The sequence below is a fragment of the Rhizobium sp. RAF36 genome, assembly GCF_052114105.1.
GTDB lineage: Bacteria > Pseudomonadota > Alphaproteobacteria > Rhizobiales > Rhizobiaceae > Rhizobium.
In genome coordinates, this window is sequence record NZ_JBFREC010000004.1 from 372,396 (window position 1) to 395,781 (window position 23,386).

The 23,386-nt window shown below is 61.5% G+C and carries 22 protein-coding genes; 15 read left to right on the forward strand and 7 right to left on the reverse strand.

Translation table 11 applies throughout. From position 1 onward, the window contains the following. Positions 1 to 16: 16 nt before the first annotated feature. A complete protein-coding gene (locus AB4Z25_RS16970) occupies positions 17 to 1,687 on the reverse strand; it encodes an amidohydrolase (RefSeq protein WP_442208623.1) in 1,671 nt (556 codons plus the stop codon). 98 nt (positions 1,688 to 1,785) lie between these two features. Next, positions 1,786 to 2,475 (reverse strand): FadR/GntR family transcriptional regulator, encoded by a 690-nt coding sequence (locus AB4Z25_RS16975; RefSeq protein ID WP_112388564.1) that lies wholly within the window; start codon positions 2,473 to 2,475, stop codon positions 1,786 to 1,788. Between the two features lie 164 nt (positions 2,476 to 2,639). Here AB4Z25_RS16975 and AB4Z25_RS16980 point away from each other — a divergent pair, with 164 nt between their 5' ends. From AB4Z25_RS16980 to hydA, 5 genes are all read left to right on the forward strand, one after another. Next, the gene (locus tag AB4Z25_RS16980) at positions 2,640 to 3,434 is read left to right on the forward strand and encodes a transporter substrate-binding domain-containing protein (RefSeq protein ID WP_442208624.1); all 795 of its coding nucleotides are present in this window, start codon (positions 2,640 to 2,642) and stop codon (positions 3,432 to 3,434) included. Positions 3,435 to 3,504: 70 nt separating this feature from the next. Beyond that, entirely contained in the window at positions 3,505 to 4,179 is a 675-nt protein-coding gene (locus AB4Z25_RS16985) for an amino acid ABC transporter permease (protein WP_442208625.1), read from the forward strand. Further along, positions 4,176 to 4,913: an amino acid ABC transporter ATP-binding protein gene (locus AB4Z25_RS16990; protein WP_442208626.1), complete on the forward strand. Its 738-nt coding sequence runs from the start codon at positions 4,176 to 4,178 to the stop codon at positions 4,911 to 4,913. The genes AB4Z25_RS16985 and AB4Z25_RS16990 overlap by 4 nt, the downstream gene beginning before the upstream one ends. Before the next feature lie 28 nt (positions 4,914 to 4,941). Next, positions 4,942 to 6,213 carry a cysteine desulfurase-like protein gene (locus AB4Z25_RS16995; protein WP_442208627.1) on the forward strand — a complete coding sequence of 424 codons (1,272 nt, stop codon included), beginning with the start codon at positions 4,942 to 4,944 and terminating at the stop codon, positions 6,211 to 6,213. After that, positions 6,214 to 7,608, forward strand: a complete 1,395-nt coding sequence (gene hydA, locus AB4Z25_RS17000) for a dihydropyrimidinase (RefSeq protein ID WP_442208628.1) — start codon at positions 6,214 to 6,216, stop codon at positions 7,606 to 7,608. A gap of 11 nt (positions 7,609 to 7,619) precedes the next feature. On the opposite strand, the gene AB4Z25_RS17005 is transcribed toward hydA, so the two are convergent. Next, positions 7,620 to 7,970, reverse strand: coding sequence for a hypothetical protein (locus tag AB4Z25_RS17005; RefSeq protein ID WP_112388558.1), 351 nt, complete (start codon positions 7,968 to 7,970; stop codon positions 7,620 to 7,622). A 147-nt stretch (positions 7,971 to 8,117) separates the two neighbouring features. On the opposite strand from AB4Z25_RS17005, the gene AB4Z25_RS17010 reads away from it, so the two are divergent. Further along, the gene (locus tag AB4Z25_RS17010) at positions 8,118 to 9,041 is read left to right on the forward strand and encodes an MYG1 family protein (RefSeq protein WP_442208629.1); all 924 of its coding nucleotides are present in this window, start codon (positions 8,118 to 8,120) and stop codon (positions 9,039 to 9,041) included. A 279-nt stretch (positions 9,042 to 9,320) separates the two neighbouring features. Further along, positions 9,321 to 10,103 carry a phosphodiester glycosidase family protein gene (locus AB4Z25_RS17015; RefSeq protein ID WP_442208782.1) on the forward strand — a complete coding sequence of 261 codons (783 nt, stop codon included), beginning with the start codon at positions 9,321 to 9,323 and terminating at the stop codon, positions 10,101 to 10,103. 10 nt (positions 10,104 to 10,113) lie between these two features. On the opposite strand, the gene AB4Z25_RS17020 is transcribed toward AB4Z25_RS17015, so the two are convergent. The 3 genes from AB4Z25_RS17020 to AB4Z25_RS17030 all read right to left on the reverse strand — a co-directional run bounded on the left by AB4Z25_RS17020 (position 10,114) and on the right by AB4Z25_RS17030 (position 14,524). Next, complete coding sequence (locus tag AB4Z25_RS17020; RefSeq protein ID WP_442208630.1) at positions 10,114 to 12,204, reverse strand: putative bifunctional diguanylate cyclase/phosphodiesterase; 2,091 nt, start codon at positions 12,202 to 12,204, stop codon at positions 10,114 to 10,116. A gap of 175 nt (positions 12,205 to 12,379) precedes the next feature. Next, positions 12,380 to 13,552, reverse strand: coding sequence for an MFS transporter (locus AB4Z25_RS17025; protein WP_442208631.1), 1,173 nt, complete (start codon positions 13,550 to 13,552; stop codon positions 12,380 to 12,382). A gap of 150 nt (positions 13,553 to 13,702) precedes the next feature. Continuing rightward, complete coding sequence (locus tag AB4Z25_RS17030; RefSeq protein WP_442208632.1) at positions 13,703 to 14,524, reverse strand: helix-turn-helix domain-containing protein; 822 nt, start codon at positions 14,522 to 14,524, stop codon at positions 13,703 to 13,705. Between the two features lie 192 nt (positions 14,525 to 14,716). On the opposite strand from AB4Z25_RS17030, the gene AB4Z25_RS17035 reads away from it, so the two are divergent. The 5 genes from AB4Z25_RS17035 (at position 14,717) to AB4Z25_RS17055 (ending at position 19,534) form a co-directional block, all read left to right on the forward strand. Next, on the forward strand, positions 14,717 to 15,808 hold the full coding sequence (locus AB4Z25_RS17035; RefSeq protein WP_442208633.1) for an ABC transporter ATP-binding protein: 1,092 nt from the start codon (positions 14,717 to 14,719) through the stop codon (positions 15,806 to 15,808). 22 nt (positions 15,809 to 15,830) lie between these two features. After that, on the forward strand, positions 15,831 to 16,994 hold the full coding sequence (locus AB4Z25_RS17040; RefSeq protein WP_112388553.1) for a polyamine ABC transporter substrate-binding protein: 1,164 nt from the start codon (positions 15,831 to 15,833) through the stop codon (positions 16,992 to 16,994). A gap of 86 nt (positions 16,995 to 17,080) precedes the next feature. Next, a complete protein-coding gene (locus AB4Z25_RS17045; RefSeq protein ID WP_112388552.1) occupies positions 17,081 to 17,947 on the forward strand; it encodes an ABC transporter permease in 867 nt (288 codons plus the stop codon). After that, positions 17,947 to 18,759 carry an ABC transporter permease gene (locus tag AB4Z25_RS17050; RefSeq protein ID WP_112597001.1) on the forward strand — a complete coding sequence of 271 codons (813 nt, stop codon included), beginning with the start codon at positions 17,947 to 17,949 and terminating at the stop codon, positions 18,757 to 18,759. Before AB4Z25_RS17045 ends, AB4Z25_RS17050 begins: the two co-directional genes overlap by 1 nt. A 13-nt stretch (positions 18,760 to 18,772) precedes the next feature. Next, positions 18,773 to 19,534 (forward strand): SDR family NAD(P)-dependent oxidoreductase, encoded by a 762-nt coding sequence (locus AB4Z25_RS17055; protein ID WP_112388550.1) that lies wholly within the window; start codon positions 18,773 to 18,775, stop codon positions 19,532 to 19,534. A gap of 1 nt (position 19,535) precedes the next feature. On the opposite strand, the gene AB4Z25_RS17060 is transcribed toward AB4Z25_RS17055, so the two are convergent. Next, positions 19,536 to 20,966: a family 16 glycosylhydrolase gene (locus AB4Z25_RS17060; protein WP_442208634.1), complete on the reverse strand. Its 1,431-nt coding sequence runs from the start codon at positions 20,964 to 20,966 to the stop codon at positions 19,536 to 19,538. Positions 20,967 to 21,343: 377 nt separating this feature from the next. Here AB4Z25_RS17060 and AB4Z25_RS17065 point away from each other — a divergent pair, with 377 nt between their 5' ends. The 3 genes from AB4Z25_RS17065 to AB4Z25_RS17075 all read left to right on the forward strand — a co-directional run bounded on the left by AB4Z25_RS17065 (position 21,344) and on the right by AB4Z25_RS17075 (position 23,362). Continuing rightward, positions 21,344 to 21,580, forward strand: a complete 237-nt coding sequence (locus AB4Z25_RS17065; RefSeq protein WP_442208635.1) for a hypothetical protein — start codon at positions 21,344 to 21,346, stop codon at positions 21,578 to 21,580. 226 nt (positions 21,581 to 21,806) lie between these two features. Continuing rightward, positions 21,807 to 22,577, forward strand: coding sequence for a 2-keto-4-pentenoate hydratase (locus AB4Z25_RS17070; protein WP_442208636.1), 771 nt, complete (start codon positions 21,807 to 21,809; stop codon positions 22,575 to 22,577). Positions 22,578 to 22,627: 50 nt separating this feature from the next. Next, positions 22,628 to 23,362: an SDR family oxidoreductase gene (locus tag AB4Z25_RS17075; protein ID WP_442208638.1), complete on the forward strand. Its 735-nt coding sequence runs from the start codon at positions 22,628 to 22,630 to the stop codon at positions 23,360 to 23,362. Positions 23,363 to 23,386 lie beyond the last annotated feature (24 nt).

The window sequence follows — 23,386 nt, forward strand, 5'->3', positions numbered from 1 at the left end:
AAGTGGAAAATATTTATCATACGGAAAAACTTATGTGTCCGCCGCAGATCGTCGTGACGGGTCTGACGCTGTCCAGATGCTCGGGATCGACGGTTTCGATATCGCGGTCGAGGATGACGACGTCGGCGACATAGCCGCTCTTCAGCATGCCTTTCCTGTCTTCCTTGAACTCGGCGAACGCCCCCTCGACGCAATAGGCCGAAAGCGCCTCGATCAGCGAGAAAGACTGGTCGGGATCGCCTTCGCTCCAGCGTTTGCGGGTCACCGCCGCCTTCAGGCCGACGAGCGGATCGATCGGCGAGACCGGCCAGTCCGACGCGAAGCAGATGTGTGCGCCGGCATTCTTCAGCGTGCGCCAAGCATAGCTGACTGGCCAGCGATCGCGGCCGATGCGCGAGATCGTCGGCTCCAGCGGCAGACCGGCGCAACCCGGCGGATGCGGGGGCTGCATCGACGCGATGACGCCGAGTTCGGCAAAGCGGGCGATATCGTCGGGGTGGACCACCTCGATATGTTCAATGCGGTGGCGACTGTTGCGGGCTCCGTTCTCCCGTCGCGCCGCCTCGTATCCGTCGAGCACGGCGCGCACGGCGCCATCGCCGATTGCATGCACCGCGATCTGCAGCCCGCGCCGGTCTGCCTCGACGGCGACAGCGCGAAAGCTCTCGGGCGTGAACAGGCCTTCGCCGCGATCGCCCGGTTTGTCGGCATAGGGCTCGACCATGACAGCCGTGCCGCTCTCTATCACGCCGTCATAGAAGAGCTTGACGATACCCGACGACAGCCAGTCGCTGTTGAACCTGGCGGCAAGGCTGGAGGCCTTTTCCAGCATCTCGAGCTGCATGAAGTTCTTGAAATGGAAGGGGATCTGCACGCGGCAGGGCAGGTGGCCATCTTCCTGTTCGATGGCTTGAAGCAGTTGCAGCTGGTAGAGATTCCCGTCCATGTTCTGGACGGTGGTGATGCCATGGCTGGCGCAATAGGCGAGGCCGCGCCGCATGACGGCGATGTCCTGCGCCCACTGCGCTGCATCGGGATAGGGATCGGGTTCGCCGCCGGTCGAAAGGCCGAGACGATAGCGATCGAAGCCCCCGGCAGCCTGCAACGGGCTAAAGGCTTCCATTTCCCTGAGCTCGCCGGTCGCCAGCCCGTCTGCGCCCATCACCACCTCGTTGCCGGGGCCGAGGTTTGCACCGTGCAGAATACCGACAAGCTCGAGCGCGCTGGTGTTGGCCCATGCGGTGTGATGATCCGGGGCGAAGACGACGAGTGGCTGATCGGGCAGGATCTCATCGAGATGCCGGCGCGTCAGCCCCTCACCATGGCCGAGGATCTCATAGTCGGTGCCTTGCCCGAACAGCACTTTCTGCGCCTTGCGGCTGGCAGCATAGGTGCGAACCGCCTCGGTCAGGGCAGCAAGGCCCTTCACGCCGGTCAGCTGCAGATGGTCCAGTTCCGCAGCACCCGAAAAGAGATGCATGTGATTTTCGGAAAATCCGGGCAGCACGGAGCCGTTCTGCGCGTCGATCACGCGGGTGTGCGGGCCGCGCAGGCGCTCGATGCCGGCATTCGATCCGGCGGCGATGACCTTGCCGCCTGAGAGCGCCACGGCCTCGGCCCGCGGAGCGTCCGGGTCCAAAGTCAGAACCCGTCCGTTGCTGATGATGATATCGGCCGTCTCTGTCATCTTTTGCTCACCGGTTGCGCTTCGATGCGCGCAACGTAGGCCGGTATGGGCAGCGAATTCAATCGCTAAGACGCGATCCGATCGCGTCGCGGATGACGTCAGGGATTAAGCCCGGCGCAGCGCGCGGTGTTCAGCACGTGGTTTTCCATTTCCTGCCGGGCGCGGGCTGCATCGTTGTCGCGAAGGGCGGCGATGATGCGGCGATGTTCTGAAATCGAAGCTTTCATGCGGGCCGGTTCGGTGATCGGGATCGGCTGGCGCTGGGTCTCGGTCAGCTGTTCGCGCACGACCTGATAGAGCGCGCGCATCATCGTGTTGCTGCAGGCGGATGCGATGATGCCGTGGAATTCGAGATCGGCCTCGACATTGGCGAGAAGATCCTGCTTCGCCCAGCAATCCTCCATCTGCTTGGTTGCTGCTTCCATTGCCTGCAGCTGGTTCCCCGTCAGCCGCCCGGCGGCCAGACCGGCAATGTTGCCTTCGAGCATGATGCGCGTCTGGAAGACGTCGAACACCGAGTAGCTGTCGGAGTAGCGCCATGGCGCCATGCCGGTATTTGCGGCGCTGCCGCGCTCGGCGACAAAAGTGCCGCGCCCTGCCTCGGTCTTGATGAGGCCCAGCGTCTCCAGGGTCAGCAATGCTTCCCGCAAGGAGGCGCGGCTGATGCCGAGTTTCGTCGAAAAGTCGCGTTGAGACGGAATCTTCTGGCCGGCGGCAAGCTCGCCGCTCTGAATCATGTCCTGTATCAGGCGCGCTGCGGATTGCGGTACCAAGGTCCTGTTCAGCATTCTTTCCATTCTCTTGGCGCGCCGGTTCGGCGCTTACATTGCCCGTAACATTTAAATCCATCAGTCGCTTGCAAATGACAAGAGACCATGCTTGATTTGGCCTGACTGGTCAGACCGGTTAGACCAATAGCAAAAATGCGCACCATAAAACAAGGGGAACCTAAATGCGTCGTTTTTCAATTCTGAAGACAGCCTTGCTCTCCGGCGTTCTGGCATTCGCCGGAATGGCGGCCCATGCAGCCGATCTCGCCGTCGGCGTCAATATCGGCAACGTCCCGTGGGAGTTCCAGGACGAGACCGGCAAGACCGTCGGTTTCGAGGTCGATCTCGTCACCGAGGTCGCAAAGCGCCTCAACAAGTCAGTCGAATTCGTCAATATCCCGTTCAACGGGCTGTTTTCGGCCGTGCAGTCCGGCCGTATCAACATGGCCGTCTCGTCGATCACCATCACTGAAAAGCGCCTGGAATCCGTGAGCTTCGCCCAGCCCTATTATGATAGCGACCAGTCGCTGACCGTGATGGCCGCAAGCGGCATCAAGGATCTGAAGGGCATGAGCGGCAAGATCGTCGGCGTCGATACCGGCTCGACCGGCGACATGTGGGCCACCAACAACACGGCCAAATACGGTCTCGGCGAGATTCGCCGCTTCGAAGGCCTGCAGCCTGCGATGCTCGATCTGGCGGCCGGCCGCATCGACGGCTATATCAGCGACATCCCGGCGCTGCAGTATTACGTCAAGGACAAGCCGGAGATCAAAGTCGTGGAGCGCATCCCGACCGGCGAAAAATACTCGATCATGTTCAACAAGGGCGATCCGCTTGCCAAGCAGGTCAACGACGTGATCACCACGCTGAAGGGCGAAGGCTTCATCGCCAAGCTGCATGAGACATGGTTCGGCGCCAAGGCCGAGGACACGACCTCGACCGTGAAGGTCGCCGACATGCCTGCCGCAAAATAAGACCGGATGGTCCAGGTTACGGATGGCGGGTTCGCCCGTCATCCGCCCCGTAACGACTGACCGGTGCCTCATGGATATATTCACGACCTTCTTCAATCTGGCGGTGCTGGAGCGCTCTTTTCCGCTTCTGCTGTCAGGCCTCTGGATCACGCTTCAACTCGGCGTCGTCAGCATCGTGGGCGGCCTGATCGGCGGCCTCGTTCTTGCGCTGCTGCGGCTCTACGGCCATCCGGTGGTGCAGGCGATTGCCAAGATCTATATCGACATCTTCCGCTCGATCCCGCTGCTCGTTCTGTTGATCGTCATCTACTATGCCCTGCCGTTCGTCGGCATCCGGCTTTCGCCGTTCCTTTCCGCGGTCAGCGCGCTGACGCTGGTCTCGACAGCCTATACGGCCGAGATCTTTCGTGCCGGGATCGAGGCCATTCCGCGCGGGCAGTTCGAGGCTTCGGAAGCGCTTGGTCTCTCCTACCGGCACATGATGGCGGAGATCATCCTGCCGCAGGCGATCAAGATCGTCATTCCGCCGCTCACCAACAATTGCATCAACGTCATGAAGGATACGGCGCTCGCGTCCGTCGTGGCGATGCCCGATCTTCTCAAGCAGGCAACCCAGGCTCAGGCGCTGACCGCCAACCCGTCGCCGCTCATCGGTGCTGCCATCATCTACGTTGCCTTTCTGTGGCCGATGGTCGTCATCGTTGCCCGTCTCGAAAAACGCTTCAGTGCGGGGAGGCGCAGATGAAAACCATCGTCAGCATCCAGAATCTCAACAAGTCCTATGGCGACTTCCAGGTGCTGCACGGCATCGATCTGGCGATCGCCGAAGGGGAAGTGGTTTGCGTCATCGGCCCGTCCGGTTCCGGCAAATCCACGCTGATCCGGTGCATCAATCACCTTGAGAGCTTCGCCAACGAAAGCCGTATCGAAGTGGATGGCATCAAGGTCGAGCGCGGCAGGAACCTGGCGCAGGTGCGGGCCGAAGTCGGCATGGTCTTCCAGTCGTTCAATCTGTTTCCGCATCTGAGCGTGCTGAAGAACATCATGATCGCGCCGATGCGGGTGCGCGGCACGCCGCAGAATGAGGCTGCCCGCAAGGCGAAGGAATTGCTGGCCCGCGTCGGCATCACCGAACAGGCCGAAAAATATCCCGAGCAGCTGTCCGGCGGCCAGCAGCAGCGCGTGGCGATCGCCCGGGCACTGGCTATGGAACCGCGCGTGCTGCTCTTCGACGAGCCGACATCGGCGCTCGATCCTGAGATGGTCGGCGAGGTGCTCGATGTCATGCGCAAGCTCGCCGGCACCGGCGTGACGATGATCGTCGTCACCCATGAGATGGGTTTTGCCCGCCAGGTCGCCGACCGCGTCATCTTCATGGACAGCGGCCGCATCGTCGAAGCCGGAACGCCGGCCGAGATTTTCGACAACCCGCAGGAGGAGCGCACCAGGAGCTTCCTGCGCGCCGTTCTCAATCACTGACAAGAAAGACAAGGTTCCGGAGGACCCCATGGAAACGCAACGCCAACTCGACATCGATTTCGTCCGGAGCCAATTCCCGGGACTGGATCACGGCTGGGTGTTTTTCGACAATGCCGGCGGCTCGCAGATCCTGACGCGCGCGGTCGATCGGATCACCACGTTCCTTTATGATAAGAACGTGCAGATCGGCGGCAGCTATGATGTCTCGCAACAGGCGGCCAAGGCGCTGATGGACAGCCGCATTGCGGCGACGCATCTCGTCAATGCCGCGCGGCCGGAAGAGATCATCTTCGGCAGCTCGACGACCGTGCTGCTGCAGAACCTCGCCCGTGCCATGCGCAGCCAGCTTTCGGCGGGCGATGAAATCATCGTGACGATTTCGGATCACGAATCGAATATCGGACCCTGGGATGGTCTGCGCGACATGGGCATCGTCATCAAGTTCTGGCCGCTGGACAAGACGACCTATGAACTCGATATCGCCGAGCTGAAGCCGCTTCTGACGGAGAAGACCAAGCTCGTCTGCGTCACGCATGTGTCGAATATTCTGGGTGCCATCAATCCGATCACCGAGATCGCAGCCGTTGCGCATGCGCATGGCGCGCGCATCTGTGTCGATGCCGTCGCCTATGCGCCGCACCGTGCCGTCGATGTTCAGGCCATGGATGTCGATTACTACGTCTTCAGCTTCTACAAGACTTACGGTCCGCACTACGCGATGATGTACGGGAAATACGATCACCTTCTGGAGCTCGATCCGCTTTACCATTTCTTCTATGGCCGCGATAAGGTTCCGGGAAAGCTCGAGCCCGGCAATCCGAACTATGAACTTGCCTATTCGGTGACCGGGATCGTCGATTACCTCTGCGAACTCGGCACCAGGTCGGGCGGATCAGGTTCGCCGCGCGAGCTGATCCTTGCGGCCTTCGAGGCGATCACCGTCCAGGAAAATGCCCTGACCGAGCGCCTGCTTTCCTATCTGCGCAGCCGCAACGATTGCCGCATCATCGGCGAGACCGCGAACTGCAACGGCCGCCGCATTCCGACGATCAGCTTCGTCTTCGAAGGGCAGAATTCCGAGGATATCTGCAAGGCGATGGATGCCTACAAGATTGCCATCCGCTTCGGCGATTTCCATGCACGCCGGCTGGGCGATCATGTCGGCCTGCCGCAATATAACGGCGCCGTCCGGGTCTCGATGGTCCATTACAACACGATCGAGGAAGTCGATCGTCTGACCGCTGCGCTCGACGAGATACTCGGCAGCAACGGTGCACTTCAAAATAGGGGTGCCGCCTAGATGCAGTTCGACACGATCATCAAGAACGGCACGGTCGTCACGGCCAGCGACACGTTTCGAAGCGATGTCGGTATCCGCAACGGAAAGATTGCGGCGCTGGCTGACGATCTTGGTGATGCCGGCGAGATCATCGATGCCACCGGCCTCTATGTCATGCCCGGCGGTATCGACAGCCATGTCCATCTCGCCCAGCCGTCCGGCGACGGTATCGTCATGGCCGACGATTTCGCCAGCGGCACGCTGTCTGCAGCCTTTGGCGGCAACACGACCGTGCTGACCTTCTGCATGCAGGAGAAGGGAACGACGCTGCGCGAATCCCTGAAGGACTACCATGCGAAGGCCGACGGTGAGTGCTATGTCGACGTGTCCTTCCATCTGGTGGTCACCGACCCGACTTCCTACGTGCTCGGCCAGGAGCTGCCGGCGCTGGTCGAGGACGGTTACACGTCGATCAAGGTCTTCATGACCTACGAGAACCTGCGTCTTCGCGACGACCAGATTCTCGATACGCTGGACAGTGCCCGGCGTTCTGGCGCGATCGTCATGGTTCACTGCGAGAATGAAGACGCGATCCGCTATCTGATCGGCAGGCACGAGGAGAACGGCGAGCTCGCGCCGAAATTCCACGCACTGAGCAGGCCGGTCGCGGCCGAGCGGGAAGCGACGCATCGGGCGCTATCGCTTGCCGAAATCACCGATACGCCCGTCGTCATCGTCCACGTTTCGAACCGTCAGGCGATGGAAGAGATCGAGCGCGCCCGCAAGCGCGGCAGCAAGGTGGCGGGCGAAACCTGCCCGCAATACCTGCTGCTGACAGCCGACGATCTCGATGCCGCCGAACTTGAGGGCGCAAAATTCGTCTGCTCGCCGCCGCCAAGGGACAAGGAGAGCCAGATCGCCTGCTGGGAAGGGCTCCAGAACGGCACGTTCGAGCTGTTCTCCTCCGACCATTGCCCGTTCCGCTATGATGACGATAGCGGCAAGCTGAACGAGAGGGGAAAGCGGAATTTTCGCTGGATCCCCAACGGGATCCCCGGCGTCGAGACGCGGCTCCCGATCCTGTTTTCCGAAGGTGTCAGCAAGAACAGGATCGACATCAACCGCTTCGTCGCGCTGTCATCGACCAATCATGCCAAGCAATATGGGCTGTATCCGCAAAAGGGGACGATCGCCATCGGCTCGGACGCCGATATCGCGCTCTGGGATCCGCAGAAGACGATGACGATCACCAACGACATCCTGCATCACGGCGCCGACTACACGCCCTATGAGGGGCTTGATGTCACCGGCTGGCCGGTGCGCGTTCTGCTGGGCGGAAAGACCATCGTCGATGGTGCTGCAACGACAGGCGAAATGGGCCAGGGCAATTATCTCAGGCGCAAATCGCTGGCCTGACCAGCGCTGTCCTAGATATAGCCCGCGTGATCGCCGAAGGGCACATCCTCATCTAGATTGCCGGTGCCGATGCGCTCGCTCTCGCCGGAAAGACGTTCCTCATCGGACTCATCACCTGTGGCGCTTTGCTCTGTCGCGTGAAGATCCAGGTGGCGGCTGGCGTTGCCGCCATCCTCTTCCGTCTCTTCGGCGGGCGAGGGCCGGTGGCCGCCGGACCCATGGCGGCGATGCAGCGCCTCGTCGATTGCCGCCTGGCGATCGGCGGCCCAGGCGACATCGGGCTCCGCGACGGAGGTACTGTGCTGGATCTGTGTTGCCGCGGTCGCTGCCGTCGCGGAAACTCTGGAAATCTTGTCGACCACGTTTCCGCTCCCTGCTGCTGATGAATATGTAGGAAAGCGCGGCCCACAAAGCCATAGTCCGCGAAGCATCGGGGCTTGCGTCTTGAGATATTCATCGATCGCGGCTATTCGCTCGATCGCAATCTCCCCGTCTAGAAAGACCTTGAAGTGAAAATTGAATTTCTGGTGACCCATTCCGGTGGCTTCCATGCCGATGAGCTGCTGTCGAGCGTGGTGCTGACGCAGCTATTTCCCGCTGCCAAGCTGATCCGGACGCGGGATGCCGAATGGATAGCGCCGGCTGCGGGCCGCATCATCTATGACGTCGGTGGACGCTACGAACCCGAAAACGCCATCTTCGACCATCACCAGCGCGGCGCGCCGGTGCGTGAAGACGGTCGGCCCTACAGCTCCTTCGGACTGATCTGGAAGCACTACGGCGCCGATTATCTGGCGGCGGCCGGTGTGCCGGAGGCGCATGTCGCGCGGGTGCATGCGGCCTTCGACAAGAAGTTCGTGCTGCCTGTCGATCTGGTCGATAACGGCGCGCTCGACCCGTCCTTTGCCGGAGAGTTGGCCGGGCTGACGCTTCCGGCACTGCTGGAAACGCTGAAGCCGCCGTTCGACGCGAAGGGTGCCGATGCCACCGATCAGGCGTTCCATTCGGCGTTGGCGATCGCCCGCCGCTTCGTCGAGGCTGGCGTCGCCGTGCAGGATGCCAAGCTGCGGGCCGAGGCCATGGTTCTCGATGCGATCGTTGCGGCAGGTGACAACAAGGTGCTGGAACTGCCGATGGGCATGCCGTTCCGCCCGGCGATCGTGAAGGCGAAGGCCGAGCATCTGCTGTTCGTCGTCCATCCGCGCGACAATGACTGGTGCGTTACGGGCATTCGCCGAGGCGATGAAGGATTTGAACTGCGGGCCGATCTGCCGCTGGAATGGGCGGGCCTGAGCGGCGCCGATCTGGAACGCGCCTCCGGTGTGGCGGGCGCAAGCTTCTGCCACAAAGGGCGTTTCATCGCCGCTGCAGCAACCCGCGAAGCGGCGCTGGAACTGGCGCGGATCGCTGTTGCAGCGGTTGCAGCGGAGTAACATTCAAGCCGTGGCCAAAAAAATGGGCCATCAACCGATGGCCCAAATTTGGAGAGTTCAAAAAACCTCCAGAGGGGAACCGCCGACGAAAGACCGGGAGGACTGGCCTTCATGTTCATCGGCAACACCATAATCGCCCGATCGCGCAATTATTGAAAATGCTTTCAGCCCAATCGAGCGGTCAGACGAGGTATATTCTCTTGCTGAATGCGGTGATCGTGGAACGGTGTGCTATGGAGGTCTAACCCTCCTCTCTGACGTCACGGAGCTGCTTTGAAAATCGATCGTTTGGCCGCATTGCTCTGGGCCGCATTGGTTTCTGCCGCGGGAAGTGCCGCGGCGCAGCCTGCGCCTGCACAAGTTTGCGAGCGGCAGGTCTTTGAAAATTCAGGCTATATCGTCTGCTCTGTCACGCCGGGAAAAGATGACCTCAGGCTTTTCTGGAGGGGCGCCGACGGGCAGCCGTTTCGCACATTCTCGAATCTGGCGGATGCGCTGAAGAAGGACGGGCAGGTCCTTTTCTTCGCGATGAATGCCGGCATGTACCGAGACGATTTCACGCCGATTGGTCTTTATATCGAGCACGGCGCGGAACTCCGTTCTGCCGACACCACCGAGATCAAGGGCCCTCCGGGCAAGGTGCCGAATTTCTACAAGAAACCCAATGGTGTCTTCCTGCTTGGCGATAACGGCGCTGAGATTCTGACCACCGAAGAATTCCTGAAACGTCGCCCCAAGGCGGCATTCGCGACGCAATCCGGACCGATGCTGGTCATCGAAGGCAAGCTGCATCCTGCATTGATTCCCGGATCGACGGACCGGACGCGGCGGAGCGGGGTGGGGGTCTGCGGCAGCGGGATCGTTCGCTTCGTCATCAGTGACGGCGACGTCAATTTCCACGATTTCGCCCGTCTGTTTCGCGACGAGTTGGGGTGCCCTAATGCGTTATTCCTGGATGGCGGTCATGGCACCGGCATCTATCAGCCGGCGCTCGGGATGAACGACTTCTCGTGGCATGGCGGGTTTGGCCCGGTCGTGGGCCTCGTGCAGAGCGGCGGATGACGCCGTATCGCTATGCGGATGCTGAGAGGCTGTTGGCTTGCAGCATGCCGGCGATCTCGGCTGCCGGTAGCGGCTTGGCGAAAAGATAGCCCTGGAACATCTCGCAGCCCGTCTCCGCCAGGAAGCGCGCCTGCTCTTCGGTCTCGACGCCCTCGGCAATCACTTCCAGATCGAGCGTCTGCCCGAGCGCGACGATCGCCGCGGTGATCGCCATGTCGCCCGACTGGCCGGGAATATCGGCGATGAAAGACCGGTCGATCTTCAGCCGGGACAACGGGAATAGCTTCAGTGTGCTGAGGCTGGAATAGCCGGTGCCGAAATCGTCGATGGACAGGCTGACGCCGAGCGCCTTCAGCTCCAGCATGCGCGATATCGCGCCTTCGACGTCCTCCATGATCAGGCTCTCGGTGACCTCAAGCTCAAGCAGCGCGGGGTCGAGCCCCGCAGCCGAGAGAGCGGCCGAAACCTTGTCGCAGAGCGACGGCTCGCGGAACTGCCGCGCCGAGACATTGACGGCAACGCGAATGGCCGGAATGCCCTGATCGAGCCACGCGCGCATCTGCCTGCAGGCTTTGCCGAGCACCACTTCGCCGAGTTCGACAATAAGCCCGGTTTCTTCAGCAAGCGGGATGAAGTCCGCCGGTGCAAGCAGGCCCGCCTGCGGATGCTGCCACCGGACCAGAGCCTCGACGCCCGAAATTCTTCCGGTGGCGATGTCCTTCTGCGGCTGGAAATGCAGCACGAATTCGTCCTGTGCCAGCGCCCGGCGAAGCTCCTCGATCCGCAGCAGCTTGTGGCGGGCTTCCTCGGCCATCGACGGAGTAAACATCTGTATGCCGTTGCGGCCGGCCGCCTTGACGCGATAGAGCGCCATGTCTGCATTGGCGATCAGTTCTCCGGCGATCGAACCATGGGCCTGCGAGGAGGCGACGCCGACGCTGCAGGTCACCTGCATGTCGACGCCGTCGATACTGCAGGGGCGGGCGATATGCGCCGAGATTGCCTGCAGACGGTTCAGCGCGTCGTCGATCCCGGCCTCAAGCACGATGATGAACTCATCGCCGCCGATCCGCGAGACGATGCCACTTTCGCCGATTTCACTGAGGATGCGCGACGCCACGACCTTGAGAAGTTCGTCGCCGGCGGCATGGCCGAGGCTGTCATTGACGAGCTTGAAATGATCGAGGTCGAGAAAGGCAACCGCCACCGCGCGGGTCCTGCCAGCCAATAGCGCGCCGAGTTTGCGGTCGAGCAGCGTCCGGTTGGGAAGGCCGGTCAGCGCGTCGTGTTCGGCCAGATAGGCGATCCGGGCGATGTCGCGGTTCCGGTCGATCGCGATGCCGATGGTCTGCGCCACGCCCGTCAGGAACTCGGCAAGCCCGGCGTCGATCTCGCCCGGCTGCAGCGACACGGCAAGCGCGCCCTGCCTACTGCCGTCGCGGCAGTTGATCGGAAAGTCCTTCCGCGGCGCTTCGACATGGCTTTGCGCCGTGCCGTCCAGGTCGAAGCCGGTGGCGCGGCCGGGCAGAAGCCGTTCGAGGATTTGCGCGGCATCCTTTAGAAGCGAGTTGAGTTCGACGCCGCGGGCGACATCGTGGAGCAGCTTCGTCTGCGCTGCCATCAGCTCTTCTGCACGCTTGCGCGCGGTAATGTCGCGCGAGGCGCCGACGACGCCTATCACCGCTCCCGTCCGGTCTCGCAATGCGACACGCGACATCATCAGCCAGCCTTCGCCCTTCAAGCGAGGCTCCTCGACGCCGAGATCGGGCCGGCCGGTTTCCATGACCCGCTGTTCCGTTTCGTCGATGTCATGCGCGTCGGCTTCGAGATGGATCTCGCCATCCGTCAGGCCGATGAGGTCATCGACCTTGGCGAAGCCGTTGTTGGCGACTACCGCCCGGTTGGCGAACAGAAAGCGGCCCTGCAGATCCTTCGCATAAATGAAATCGGGCACATGATTGATCATCGCCTCCAGCCACTCGTAGCGTTCGGCGAGATTGGCGTGCTGGACGCGCAGAAGATCGATCATGTTTTGAAGGTCGCGTGCATCATCGGAGGGGCTGACGATCTCTGCCGGAGAGGGGGCCGCTTGCTCTGTCATTGCCGTGTTCTCGCTCATTTTGCGGGAACAATATCTGCAACCTCTTATGCAACCATGAAGGAAAAATGGCCTTTTTCACGCGCATGAACGCTCCGCGTGCAAAGCCTGTTTGTGATTGCCGCCGGTGGTCGAGACGTCAGGTCAATATGGGGATAAGCGGCGTCTAAAGCCTGTCCTATTCCGCCGCCCTTTGCTTTTCCGCGTCCATGGCGATGCGTTTCGGGGCAAGCGCCCGGGTGGAGAAGAGAGCCGCAAGGATGATCGGCAGGCAGACGAGATAGGACATGCGGATACCGGCATGCTCAGCCACGAAACCAAGCAGTGGCGGTGCCAGGAAGAAGACGACGAAGGACATCTGGGCGAGGGCGGCGACGTTGACATGCGCGCTGCGGTCATCGCGTTGTGCCGCAGCAGAAACCGCCAGCGGATAGACTGCGCTGCAGCCTGCGCCCATCATTGCAAAGCCGGCGAGCGCGATCTCCGGGACCGGTGCGAGCCAGACGCAGGCGATGCCGATCGCAGCAAGAGCAAGCGAGACCAGCGCAACGATCCGCGAGCCATAGCGATCGACGAAGCGGTCGGCGAAAAGCCGGACCAGCGCCATGAAGAATGCAAAGAGCGTGAGACCCATTCCGCCGACGAAAGGCTCGACCGCAAAGACGTCGCGCATATAGATCGCCGACCAGTCGATCCCGGCACCTTCGACGAGAAAGGCCCCGACGCCGATGACGCAAAGCGGCAGCATCCCCAATGTCGGCAACGCCATATGGGCGCCTTCCGCTTGAGAGGGCGCGGGCGCCGAAGCGTTCTGCATTCCCCTGATGGCGATCGTTCCGGCCACGACGACGATGGCGAAGGTTATGGCCAGATGCAGTTGGATTGAGATGCCCGCCTGCCGGATGAATGACGATGCCAGCGCCGTGACGAAAAAGCCGAGGCTCCAGAAGCCATGGGCGCGATTCATCACGCCGCGGCCGAGCTGCGCCTCGATACGGTCGATCTCGACATTCAGGTTGATCTCAAGCGCACCGGCGAGTAGCCCCTCGCAAAACAGCACGCAGAACACCAGCGGCGCATAACCGAGCCAGGGAACGAGCGCGATCATCAGTGAGGTTCCGAGAACGGTAGCGAAGGCCGTGTTGCGGGCGCCGAGCTTCATGATCAGCGGCGACGAGAAGGTCAGCGAGATCAGGGCGCCGACGGCTGCGCCGATCAAGGTCAGCCCAAGCTCGGATTTGTTGATCCCGAGCGACACCTGGAGATCGGGAAGCCGCGACAGTAGCGCGCCCATCGATACCGCAAATAGAAAGAAGCATATGTAAATGCGCTGCTGCGGCTCTATGCGCATCTCTGATCCCCCACCTTATGCTGCTTGTCTCATGCGTTCGGCTGGGTTGGTTGCACGACCCGGCGGGCGATAGCAAGGTGCCGTTGTTGCCGGATGGCCCTGGCGCGGCTTCAATCCCATCCGGTGTCTCTAATCAGCCACGGCGGCCCGCTATCCTGACGATAGCAGGTTGTTGAAATAGATCGACAAAAGCTGCGTCTGCGAGGAGATGCCGAGCTTGCGGTAGACGTTGCGGCGGTGGACCTTCACGGTGCCGGTCGAAATGTTGAGCTTCAGCCCGATCGACTCGGACGAATGGCCCTGCAGCACAAGATCGACGATCGCGGTTTCGCGGCCCGTCAGGTTGAGGTCCCGCCAGACAGTGTCGGCGGCGGGAAGATTGCCGCTCTGGCCCTGCTTCCGGCGGCTTTTGCTGCCGGCGGTCAATTGCGCGTCGAAACGCGGCGCCAGCCCGGCCCAATAGTGGCGCACCATACTGGCCACCAGCGGCTCGACCTTCTTCAGCGTGGCGAATTCGGCCGCCGGAAACGGTCCTGTCTTTTCCCGCCGCATCAGCGACAGAACGACTGTGATCTCTTCATCGGTGTTGATGAAAAAGCCCACCTCTTCCGCAAGCCCGGTCTGAACGTAGTAGGTCCTGTAATATTCGCTGGAGAAGAACCGGTCGGGCGCCAGTTCCCGCATTCGGAGCACGCCTTCGCGGCGCTCGCGGGCGGTATGATAGAACGGGTCGAGCAGGTATGGCCCCGCTTGGTAGAGGGTGACGAAGACGACGTTCTCTTCCGGGTCGAAGGTGCTGTAGAGGTCGATCGGCCGTTCCTTGCCGCGATAGGCGAAGACGACCACGTAGTCGAAGCACACCAGCGCCGCCATCATCTGACGGAAGGTCTCGCCGAATTCGGCATCAGTCATCTTCGGACAGCCGATCGTGGCGTTGAATGCACCAAACAGCGCTTCCAGGTCGGTGCTCATCTGACGGGCTCCCTCTTCCGCCCCACGCCATTCCGCGTGTCCCTATATACACCTTCCACGAAGCATCGTGCGCTAAAATACCTCTCTCGGGGTATATACCGTGCGGGAAGCTCAGGCTTACTCTTTCCTTAACGACGGTGGCAATAAGGCGGCGATAGACTGCCAATTCCAAACCAACCGCAGGGAACAGACGTGGCATCCGCTTCGACGAACGATATCGAATTCCGTTCGGTCACCAAGAATTATGGCGCGGTGACCGCCGTGACGGACATCAATCTCAATGTGCCCAAGGGCGCGTTTCTGGCGCTGCTCGGCCCTTCGGGCTGTGGCAAGACCACATGCCTGCGCATGATCGGCGGCTTCGAGCAGCCGAGTGAGGGCACGGTGCTGATCGACGGGCGCGAGATGAACGGCGTCCCCGCCTATCGCCGCCCCGTCAACATGGTGTTCCAGCACTACGCGCTGTTTCCGCATTTCAACGTCGAGCAGAACGTCGCCTATGGCCTGCGGCAGATGCGCCCGAAAATCGGCGCTGCAGAAATCAACCGGCGGGCCGCCGAGGCGCTGGAAATGGTTCGTCTGGATGGTTTCGCCAAACGGCGGATCCATGAAATGTCGGGCGGCCAGCAGCAGCGCGTGGCGCTGGCGCGCGCCATCGTCAATCGACCGTCCGTCCTGCTGCTGGATGAGCCGCTGGCGGCGCTCGACAAGAAACTGCGCTCGGCTATGCAGATCGAGCTGCAAACGCTGCAGCGCGAACTCGGCATCACCTTCGTGCTCGTCACCCATGACCAGGAAGAGGCGCTGTCGATGGCCGATGCCGTCTGCGTCATGAGCGCCGGGCGTATCCGCCAGCTCGGAACGCCGCAGGAGGTCTATGACCGCCCGGCCGATCTCTTCGTCGCCGATTTCGTCGGCAAGACGAACCGGATTGCTGCGACCATGGAAGCCGACGGGGTGACGCTTCGCCTGGCAGATGGTTCCGCCGTTGCGTCCAGCAGGCAGCTTTCACCGGGAGAGGTGATTGCCGCCCTGCGCCCCGAAGCGATCCGCATGACACGCAGCCAGCCGGCTTCGGGCTCATCGTTCAAGGGCACGGTCACGCATCGCATCTTCCTGGGCTCGTCGGCGGAATATGCGGTGAACGTGCCGGGCCTCGGCGATTTCCTGATTACCGCCGATCGCCGCAGCATGAGCGAGAGCGATCTGGTGGAGCCCGGCGAAGCGGTTTTCCTCTGCTTCGACCCGTCAGCAATACATGTCTTTCCAGCATCGAATGCATAAACCAAAACAAGGGAACAGCATCATGAGCAAGGATTACAAGGACAATCTCCCCATCTCCGCCGAAGGCTTCATGGACGAGTTCATGCGCCTGAAGCGCGGCTCCGTCAGCCGCCGGCATTTCCTCGGCATCACCGGCCTCGGTCTGGCAACGGCCGTGATGTCGCGCTTCCCGGGCGCGCTGTCGACGCCTGCCTATGCCGCCGAAGATCTCGGCACGCAGATGTCGATCGCCACCTGGCCGAACTATCATGATCCGGCGACCTTCGAAAATTTCAAGGCCGCGACCGGCGTCGCGGTCGAAGTCAACGTCTTCGGCTCGAACGAGGAAATGCTGGCCAAGCTGCAGGCCGGCGCTTCCGGCTGGTCGCTGTTCGTGCCGACCAACTATACGATCTCGACCCACCACAAGCTGGGCCTGATCGACGAATTGGATCTCTCGAAGATTCCGAATTTCAGCCAGGCGACCGAAAGCCCGCGCTTCACCAAGGAAGGCCAGATCGACGGCAAGACCTATGCCGTGCCGAAGAACTGGGGCACGACCGGGTTTTCGGTCAACACCTCGAAGATCAAGACCAAGCTCTCGAGCTGGAAGGATTTCTTCGAAATCGCCCAGACCGAGGGCGACGGCCGCACCATGGTGCACGACTACCAGCTGACGACGATCGGCAGCGCGCTCGTCTCGCTCGGCTACGGCTTCAATTCGATCAAGCCTGATGAACTTGCCAAGGCCGAGGAACTGCTGATCAAGGTCAAGCCTCATCTCTTCGCCATCAATTCCGACTACCAGCCGTCGATGCGCTCCACCGATGCGTGGCTGACGATGTGCTGGACCAATGACGGCGCGCAGCTGAACCGCGACATGCCGGAGCTCGCTTACGTGCTCGGCACCGATGGCGGCGAGATCTGGACCGACTATTACGCGATCCCGAAGGATGCGCCGAACAAGGCAGCCGGCTACGCGCTGCTCAACTACCTGATGGATCCGCAGAATGCGGTGAAGGAGCATATCGCCAACGGCGCGCCGACCACCGACAGCCGCGTTATCGCGCTGCTGCCGAAGGAAGTCACCTCGAACAAGATCGTCTATCCGGATGAAGCGGCACTGACACCGCTCGAATTCGGCGCCGCCGTGACGCTGACCGACCCGGGTCGTGCCGAGCTGATGGCACGCTTCAAGTCGGCCTAACCTGCCGTCATGCAACTCCGGTCCCGGCTGCCTCGGCAGTCAGGGACCGGTCTAGCGCCCAGAACCGCCGGATAAAGAACGTTTCGATGCCCCTGACCCTTGCCACAAAACGGCGCCTCGTCACTGCCGCCCTTGTCGGGCCGGCCAGCATCTGGCTGTTCGTGTTTCTGGTGCTACCCTTCATCGCCATCATCGTCTTCGCCTTCGGCGAGCGGGCACCCGAGGGCGGCTATCAGGCGGCGTTCACCTTCGCGCAGTTCGCCAATTTGGGCTCGCGCTCGGCGGCCTTCGTCAACACGCTGATCCTCGCGCCGATCGGGGCCGCAGCCTGCCTGCTGGTTGCTTATCCAGTCGCCTATTATCTGGCCGTCAAGGCCAGTCCGAAACGTCGGCTGCTGCTGGTTTCGCTCGTCGTCGTTCCCTTCTGGACGAGCCTGCTGGTGCGCACCTATGCCTGGATGTATCTGCTGGGTGCCCGCGGTATTCCGCATTTGCTCGAAATCTTCGGTATCGAGAATGTCAGGCTGATCAACACCCCCGGCGCTGTGCTGCTCGGTATTGTTTATGGCTATCTGCCGCTGATGATCATGCCGATCTATGTCAGCCTCGAAAAGCTCGACCGGCGGCTGCTCGAAGCGTCCGCCGACCTGGGCGCCAAGCCGGTCTCGACCTTTTTCGGCATTACCCTGCCGCTGTCTCTTCCAGGGGTGATGACCGGTGTCGCGCTGGTGACGATCCTGCTGCTTGGCGAATACCTGATCCCCCAGCTTCTCGGCGGCGGCAAGGTGTTCTTCATCGGCAATGCGCTTGTCGATCTCTTCCTCCAATCGCGCAACTGGCCGTTCGGCTCGGCGATCGCCGTGACGCTGGTCGCCGTCGTCGTCGTCATTCTGCTGGTCGCCATGCGCATCGCCTGGCGTGTCGCCGGCACCCGTCAGGTGGATCTCGTCTGATGCGCGCGCTCGTCACCTTCGTTTATCTGTTTCTCTACACGCCGATCGCGCTGGTCGTGCTGTTCTCCTTCAACTCCGGCCGCAATGCCAGCGAGTTTGTTGGCTTCTCGACCGAGTGGTATGGCCGGGCGCTCTCCAACACCTTCCTGATGGAAGCATTGCAGAACAGCTTGATCATCGCCTTCACCAGCGCGGCGCTGGCGGCGATTTTCGGGACCATGGCGGCAATGGGCATGGAGCGGCTCGGGCCGCGGGCGCGCGCTGTCTTCGACGGCCTGTTCGCCGCGGCGATCGTCGTTCCCGGCGTCGTCATCGGCATTGCGACGCTGGTCGCACTGGTCGAGGTCTTCGGCTTCATCAATCCGGTGATCGCGGCAATCTGGCCGGGCGCTCAGCCGCCGAAGCTGGCGCTCGGCTACGGCTCGATCATCGCCGCACACGGGCTTTTCACCATGGCGCTGGTGACGATGATCGTGAAGGCGCGCATCGCCAGCCTCGGCCGCGACATTGTCGAGGCATCGAGCGATCTCTACGCAACGCCGCTGACGACCTTCCGGCAGATCGTGCTGCCGCAGATCATGCCGTCGGTGCTGGCCGGCTTCCTGCTCGCCTTCACCTTCTCTTTCGACGATTTCATCATCGCCTTCTTCGTCGCCGGCTCGAACACGACGCTACCGATCTATGTCTTCGCCTCGATCCGCCGTGGCGTGACGCCTGAAATCAATGCGATCGCGACGATGGTGTTGATCGCCTCGCTCATTCTCATCCTGATCGCGCGCTTCCTGATGCGCGAAAAGGCAACAACAAACTGACCGGGGAAATGCCATGATACTCAAGGATCGCGTTGCAATCGTCACTGGCGCCGGCTCTGGCATCGGCCGGGCGGGAGCGCTGATCATGGCGCGCGAGGGCGCCCATGTCGTCGTCGCCGATATCGATTTCATCAATGCCGAAGAGACCGTCACCCAGATCGCTGACGCCGGTGGAAGCGCCGAAAGTCTGGTTGTCGACGTTACCGACGACCGGGCGCTGGAAACCGGCATCTCGGCGATCGCCGCCCGTCACGGGCGGATCGACATTCTCCACAATCATGCCGGCGCGCAGGTGGCGGGCGATCTGGAAGAGGTTGCTGTCGAGGGCTTCGACAAATCCTGGAGCCTCAATGTCCGGGCGCATTTCATGGCGGCGCGTTTCGTGATGCCCGTGATGAAGCAGGCGGGCAAGGGGGTGATCCTCAACACCTCGTCTTCATCTGGCGTGCTCTACGACCGCGAAATGATCGCCTATACGACGACGAAGCATGCCGTCATCGCCATGACCCGGCAGATGGCGGGCGACTACGCCAGATCGGGCGTTCGCGTCAACGCGCTCTGCCCGGGCTGGGTCGACACGCCGTTCAACGAGCCCTTCATCGCCCAGATGGGCGGGCGTGGCGCGATCGAAAGCTACATCGCCGACAAGGTGCCGCTCGGCCGCTGGGCGGATGTCTCCGAAATCGCCGAACCGATCCTCTTTCTAGTCTCCGACCGGTCATCCTATATGACCGGCCAGATCCTCGTCGTCGATGGCGGCGAGACGGTCGTCTAGACTACAGCGTCCAGTCGATCGTCCGCTCTTGGTCGCCGTATGGCTGAGCCGATGCATCGGCCAGCTGATAGGCTCTGATATAGTCGATTGACATCTGCGATCCGTTCTTGAGGCCGTCCTTGGGCGAACCGGCGGCGCCGCCGATGGCAAGATTGGTCAGCATGTACATCGGGCTGTGCATATCGGCGGGCGTTGCCTTCTGGGCGACGGCAACGTCGTCGAAATACCAGGTGATATGATCCTCGTCCCACTTCATGCCATAGGTGTGGAAACCTTCCGTGCTGGCCACCTTCACCGGCGTCGTATCGATCAGATGGGAGCCGCCGTGATCGCTGTGGACGGTGACATTGACGGTGTTGGGATCCTGTCCGCGCATCTCGACGACATCGAGTTCGGGCGGCCACGAGCCGTCTTCGGGCAATAGCCAGAATGCCGGCCATGCCCCTTGTTCCGAGGGCATGTCGGCGCGGATCTCGAAATAGCCGTAGGTCTGGGAGAAGGACGAATGCGTGTTGAGCAGGCCTGATGTATAGTCGTAACCGTCGATCTGCTGCTGAAGCGCTGCCGGGGCCGGCTTGGCCGTTATCGTCAGCACCCCATTCTTGACCGAAAACGGATTGGCTGACGCTGTCGGCCCGTAGGACGGGTTGACATACCATTGCTGCTCGCCATTGCCGGTCAGCGGGCTGCCGCGATCCGCGGCCCACCAGAATTTGGCATCCCAGGTTCCCTTGTCGCCATTGCGCAGCGACAGGGTGTCGAAGTTGTCCTCGAAGGTGAGGGCGAGTTGTGATCGATCGAGCGTCAGCTGAAACTGGTTCGCCTTCAGTGCCGACATCTGGGTATTGGCGAAAACCAGGCTCTCGCCGCCGCCGATGTCGAGCCGGACATTGCTGCCGTCCTGCTTTGCATGCGACAGCAGCTGGGCAAAGGACGAGAAACTGTCCAGCCGCACGACATCGTCGGAACCGAAGTCGGTGATCAGGTCGCTGCCATTGCCGCGATCGATGACGAACGTGTCGGCGCCGCCGCCGCCGATCAGCACATCGTTGCCGGCACCCCCGTTGATCGTCTGGCTGCCGGACGCGCCTGAGATGATGTTGTCCTGATTGTTGCCGAAAGCGTAGCGGCCATTCCCGGTGACCGTCAGGTTCTCGAAATTATCCGGCAGCGTATAGTCCATCCAGGTGTTGATGGTGTCGGTGCCGGCATTTGCCCCCTCGGCGGCGCGATTGATGTTCGAATAGAGATAATAGACATCGTCGCCGGTTCCGCCCTTCATCGTGACGTTCACGGCGCTGTCGCCCCACATGGAGTCGTTTCCGGCAGTCCCCGTCTGCACCGGGCCGGATTTGGTGGCGGAAAACCATGCGGTGGAGGTGCCGCTATAAGCAAGCGGTCTGCCGACGGCGTTGTTGATCGCGTTTATCATGTCGTTTCCCTTCGATCCGGTGGAGGAATGGTTCAATCAGCGCGAGCACAATCTCGGTGTCGAAGATGCGGCAATTTCGCGGATGACGCGACCGGAAGATCGCCGGGCAAGATCAGGGCCGCTTTGACTGACCAGCAAGGCGTTAAGCCGCGAGGCGCCGCATGATTGCGCCGGGAACCGACTGTAAGGTTCTCAGACAGGCTATGTCTGGTTCTCAATATCGCTGCGGAAACGGAAGTCTTGCTCTGGAACGTCTGCAGCATTCCGAGACGGGCAGCCGGGTGCAGATGAATTGTTCTGGCTGAATCCGATATTATGAGTTGATGCTCAATTAGAGTAGGATGGAAATATAGCGATATCGGCTTTGGGGAGAGTAGATGTTCAATATCGGTGAAAAGTATTCCTTCGTCCTGATCGAGGGGACGTCTGATGGGTGGGGCGAACTCAGCTTCACGGATATTGTGGTCGATATCGACGGACCGCTCCTGAAGCTTGAAAGCGGCCGGATCATCAATTCGCACTCATCGCTGTTTGTCCGTGCGGCCCCGGCCGTGATGCTGGCTTCGGCCAGTGCCCTGTCTGCGGACGAGGCTGCTGAACCGCTCATCGCGTAGGGGCGGCATCGCTTGGCCCATCGGCCTCCCGCGGCCATGCGAATGCACAGGAATGCTTCAGAATTCACTCGGCACCATCAGGGCCGGCACGCTAAGCTTGCGGACCAGGGCGAATCGGCGCAGCGAAACGGACAGCTGGGCCGGTCTCCTTTCGGTGTGCCGCGACGGCGCGCGGACGGCCTTGGAAATTGTGATTGCCAGTCCGTTCATAATGGGAGGATGACTATTGACAGAGACGATCGCCGATATTGCCGGCCAGCTTGTTGCCGAACATCGCAACAGCACGAAGTTTCACAGGATCGACGGGATAAACGACCTCGAAGATGCCTATCGGGTGCAGGACGCCTATATCGCTGCGATCCGTGGCGGCGAAGAGACCGCGGGTTACAAGATCGGCCTGACATCGAAGCGCATGCAGGCGATGTGCGGTATCGATCAGCCGATCCAGGGCACCATCTTCTCCAGCCGCGTCAGATCAACGGGAGCGCAACTGAAGCTTTCCGACTATCACCATCTCGGCCTTGAGTTCGAAATCTGCGTCCGGCTCGGGCAGGACTTGTTGCCACGCGCCACGCCGTTCACGCCCGAGAGCGCCGGTGCGGCGGTCGATGCGGTTGCGGCGGCGATCGAGCTAGTGGAAGACCGCCATGCCGACTATAGCGTACTGCATTGCGGAACGCTGATCGCTGATAATTCCTGGAACGCCGGGATCGTGGTTGGTGCATTCACCCCGCCGCCTGAAGGTCTCGATGGCGCAGAAGGCATCGCCTATCATAACGGCGAAGAGATTGCCCGCGGCCTGGGTGCCGATGTTCTCGGACATCCCTATGTGCCCTTGGCGTGGCTTGCCAATCATCTTGCCGCCAGCGGCCGAATCTTGCGCAAGGGTGATCTTGTAATGACCGGCAGCATCGTCACGACGCGCTTCCCGTCAGGACCATTCACCTACCGGTTCGACATTTCCGGAATCGGCAGCGTCGAAGTCAGCGGCAGCTGACCCCGGCAACCGTGCTTCGATTTTGGATGACGTAATAGGAAGGCTGTAAAATGGATTTTGGTTTGAGCGGCAAGTCGGCCCTCGTCATGGGCGCTTCCAAAGGGCTCGGATTTGCGATTGCCAGGGAACTCGTTGCCGAAGGTGCAAAGGTTGCCATCTGCGCCCGCGATGCAACCCGGCTGGATGACGCAGCAGAGCGTCTCGGGGCCGTTGCCCTGCCTGCCGATCTGCGGCAGCCCGCGGCCGGACGGCAGGTGGTCGAGCAGGCTGCGGCCAAGCTCGGAAAGGTCGATATTCTCGTGGTCAACACCGGCGGCCCGCCGACCATGCCCTTCGAGAACATCGGTTCGGACGATTGGCGCAACGCCTTCGAGGGCTTGTTCGTCAGCGCGACCGACGCCATCGCCGCGGCGATGCCGGGCATGCGCGAGCGCCAATGGGGCCGCATCCTTCTGGTGACATCGATCGCCGCCAAGGAGCCGATCAACAACTTCACGATCTCGAACGCGCTGCGCGCCGGGTTGCATGGTCTGACGAAGACGCTGAGCCGTGAATTCGCCGCAAGCGGCATTACCGTCAATGCGCTGATGCCGGGCTACACGATGACGGAGCGGCTGGCCGAGGCGAAGCTCGACCTTGAAAAGGTCAGCAAGATGATCCCGATGGGCCGCATCGGCCGCCCGGAAGAGTTCGCCGCCCTCGTGACCTTCCTCGCCTCCGACCGTGCAAGCTACATCACCGGCCAGGCGGTTGCCTGCGACGGTGGCGCTCTCTGGTCGATCTGAATGAATGCGGAAGGCCGCAATCTT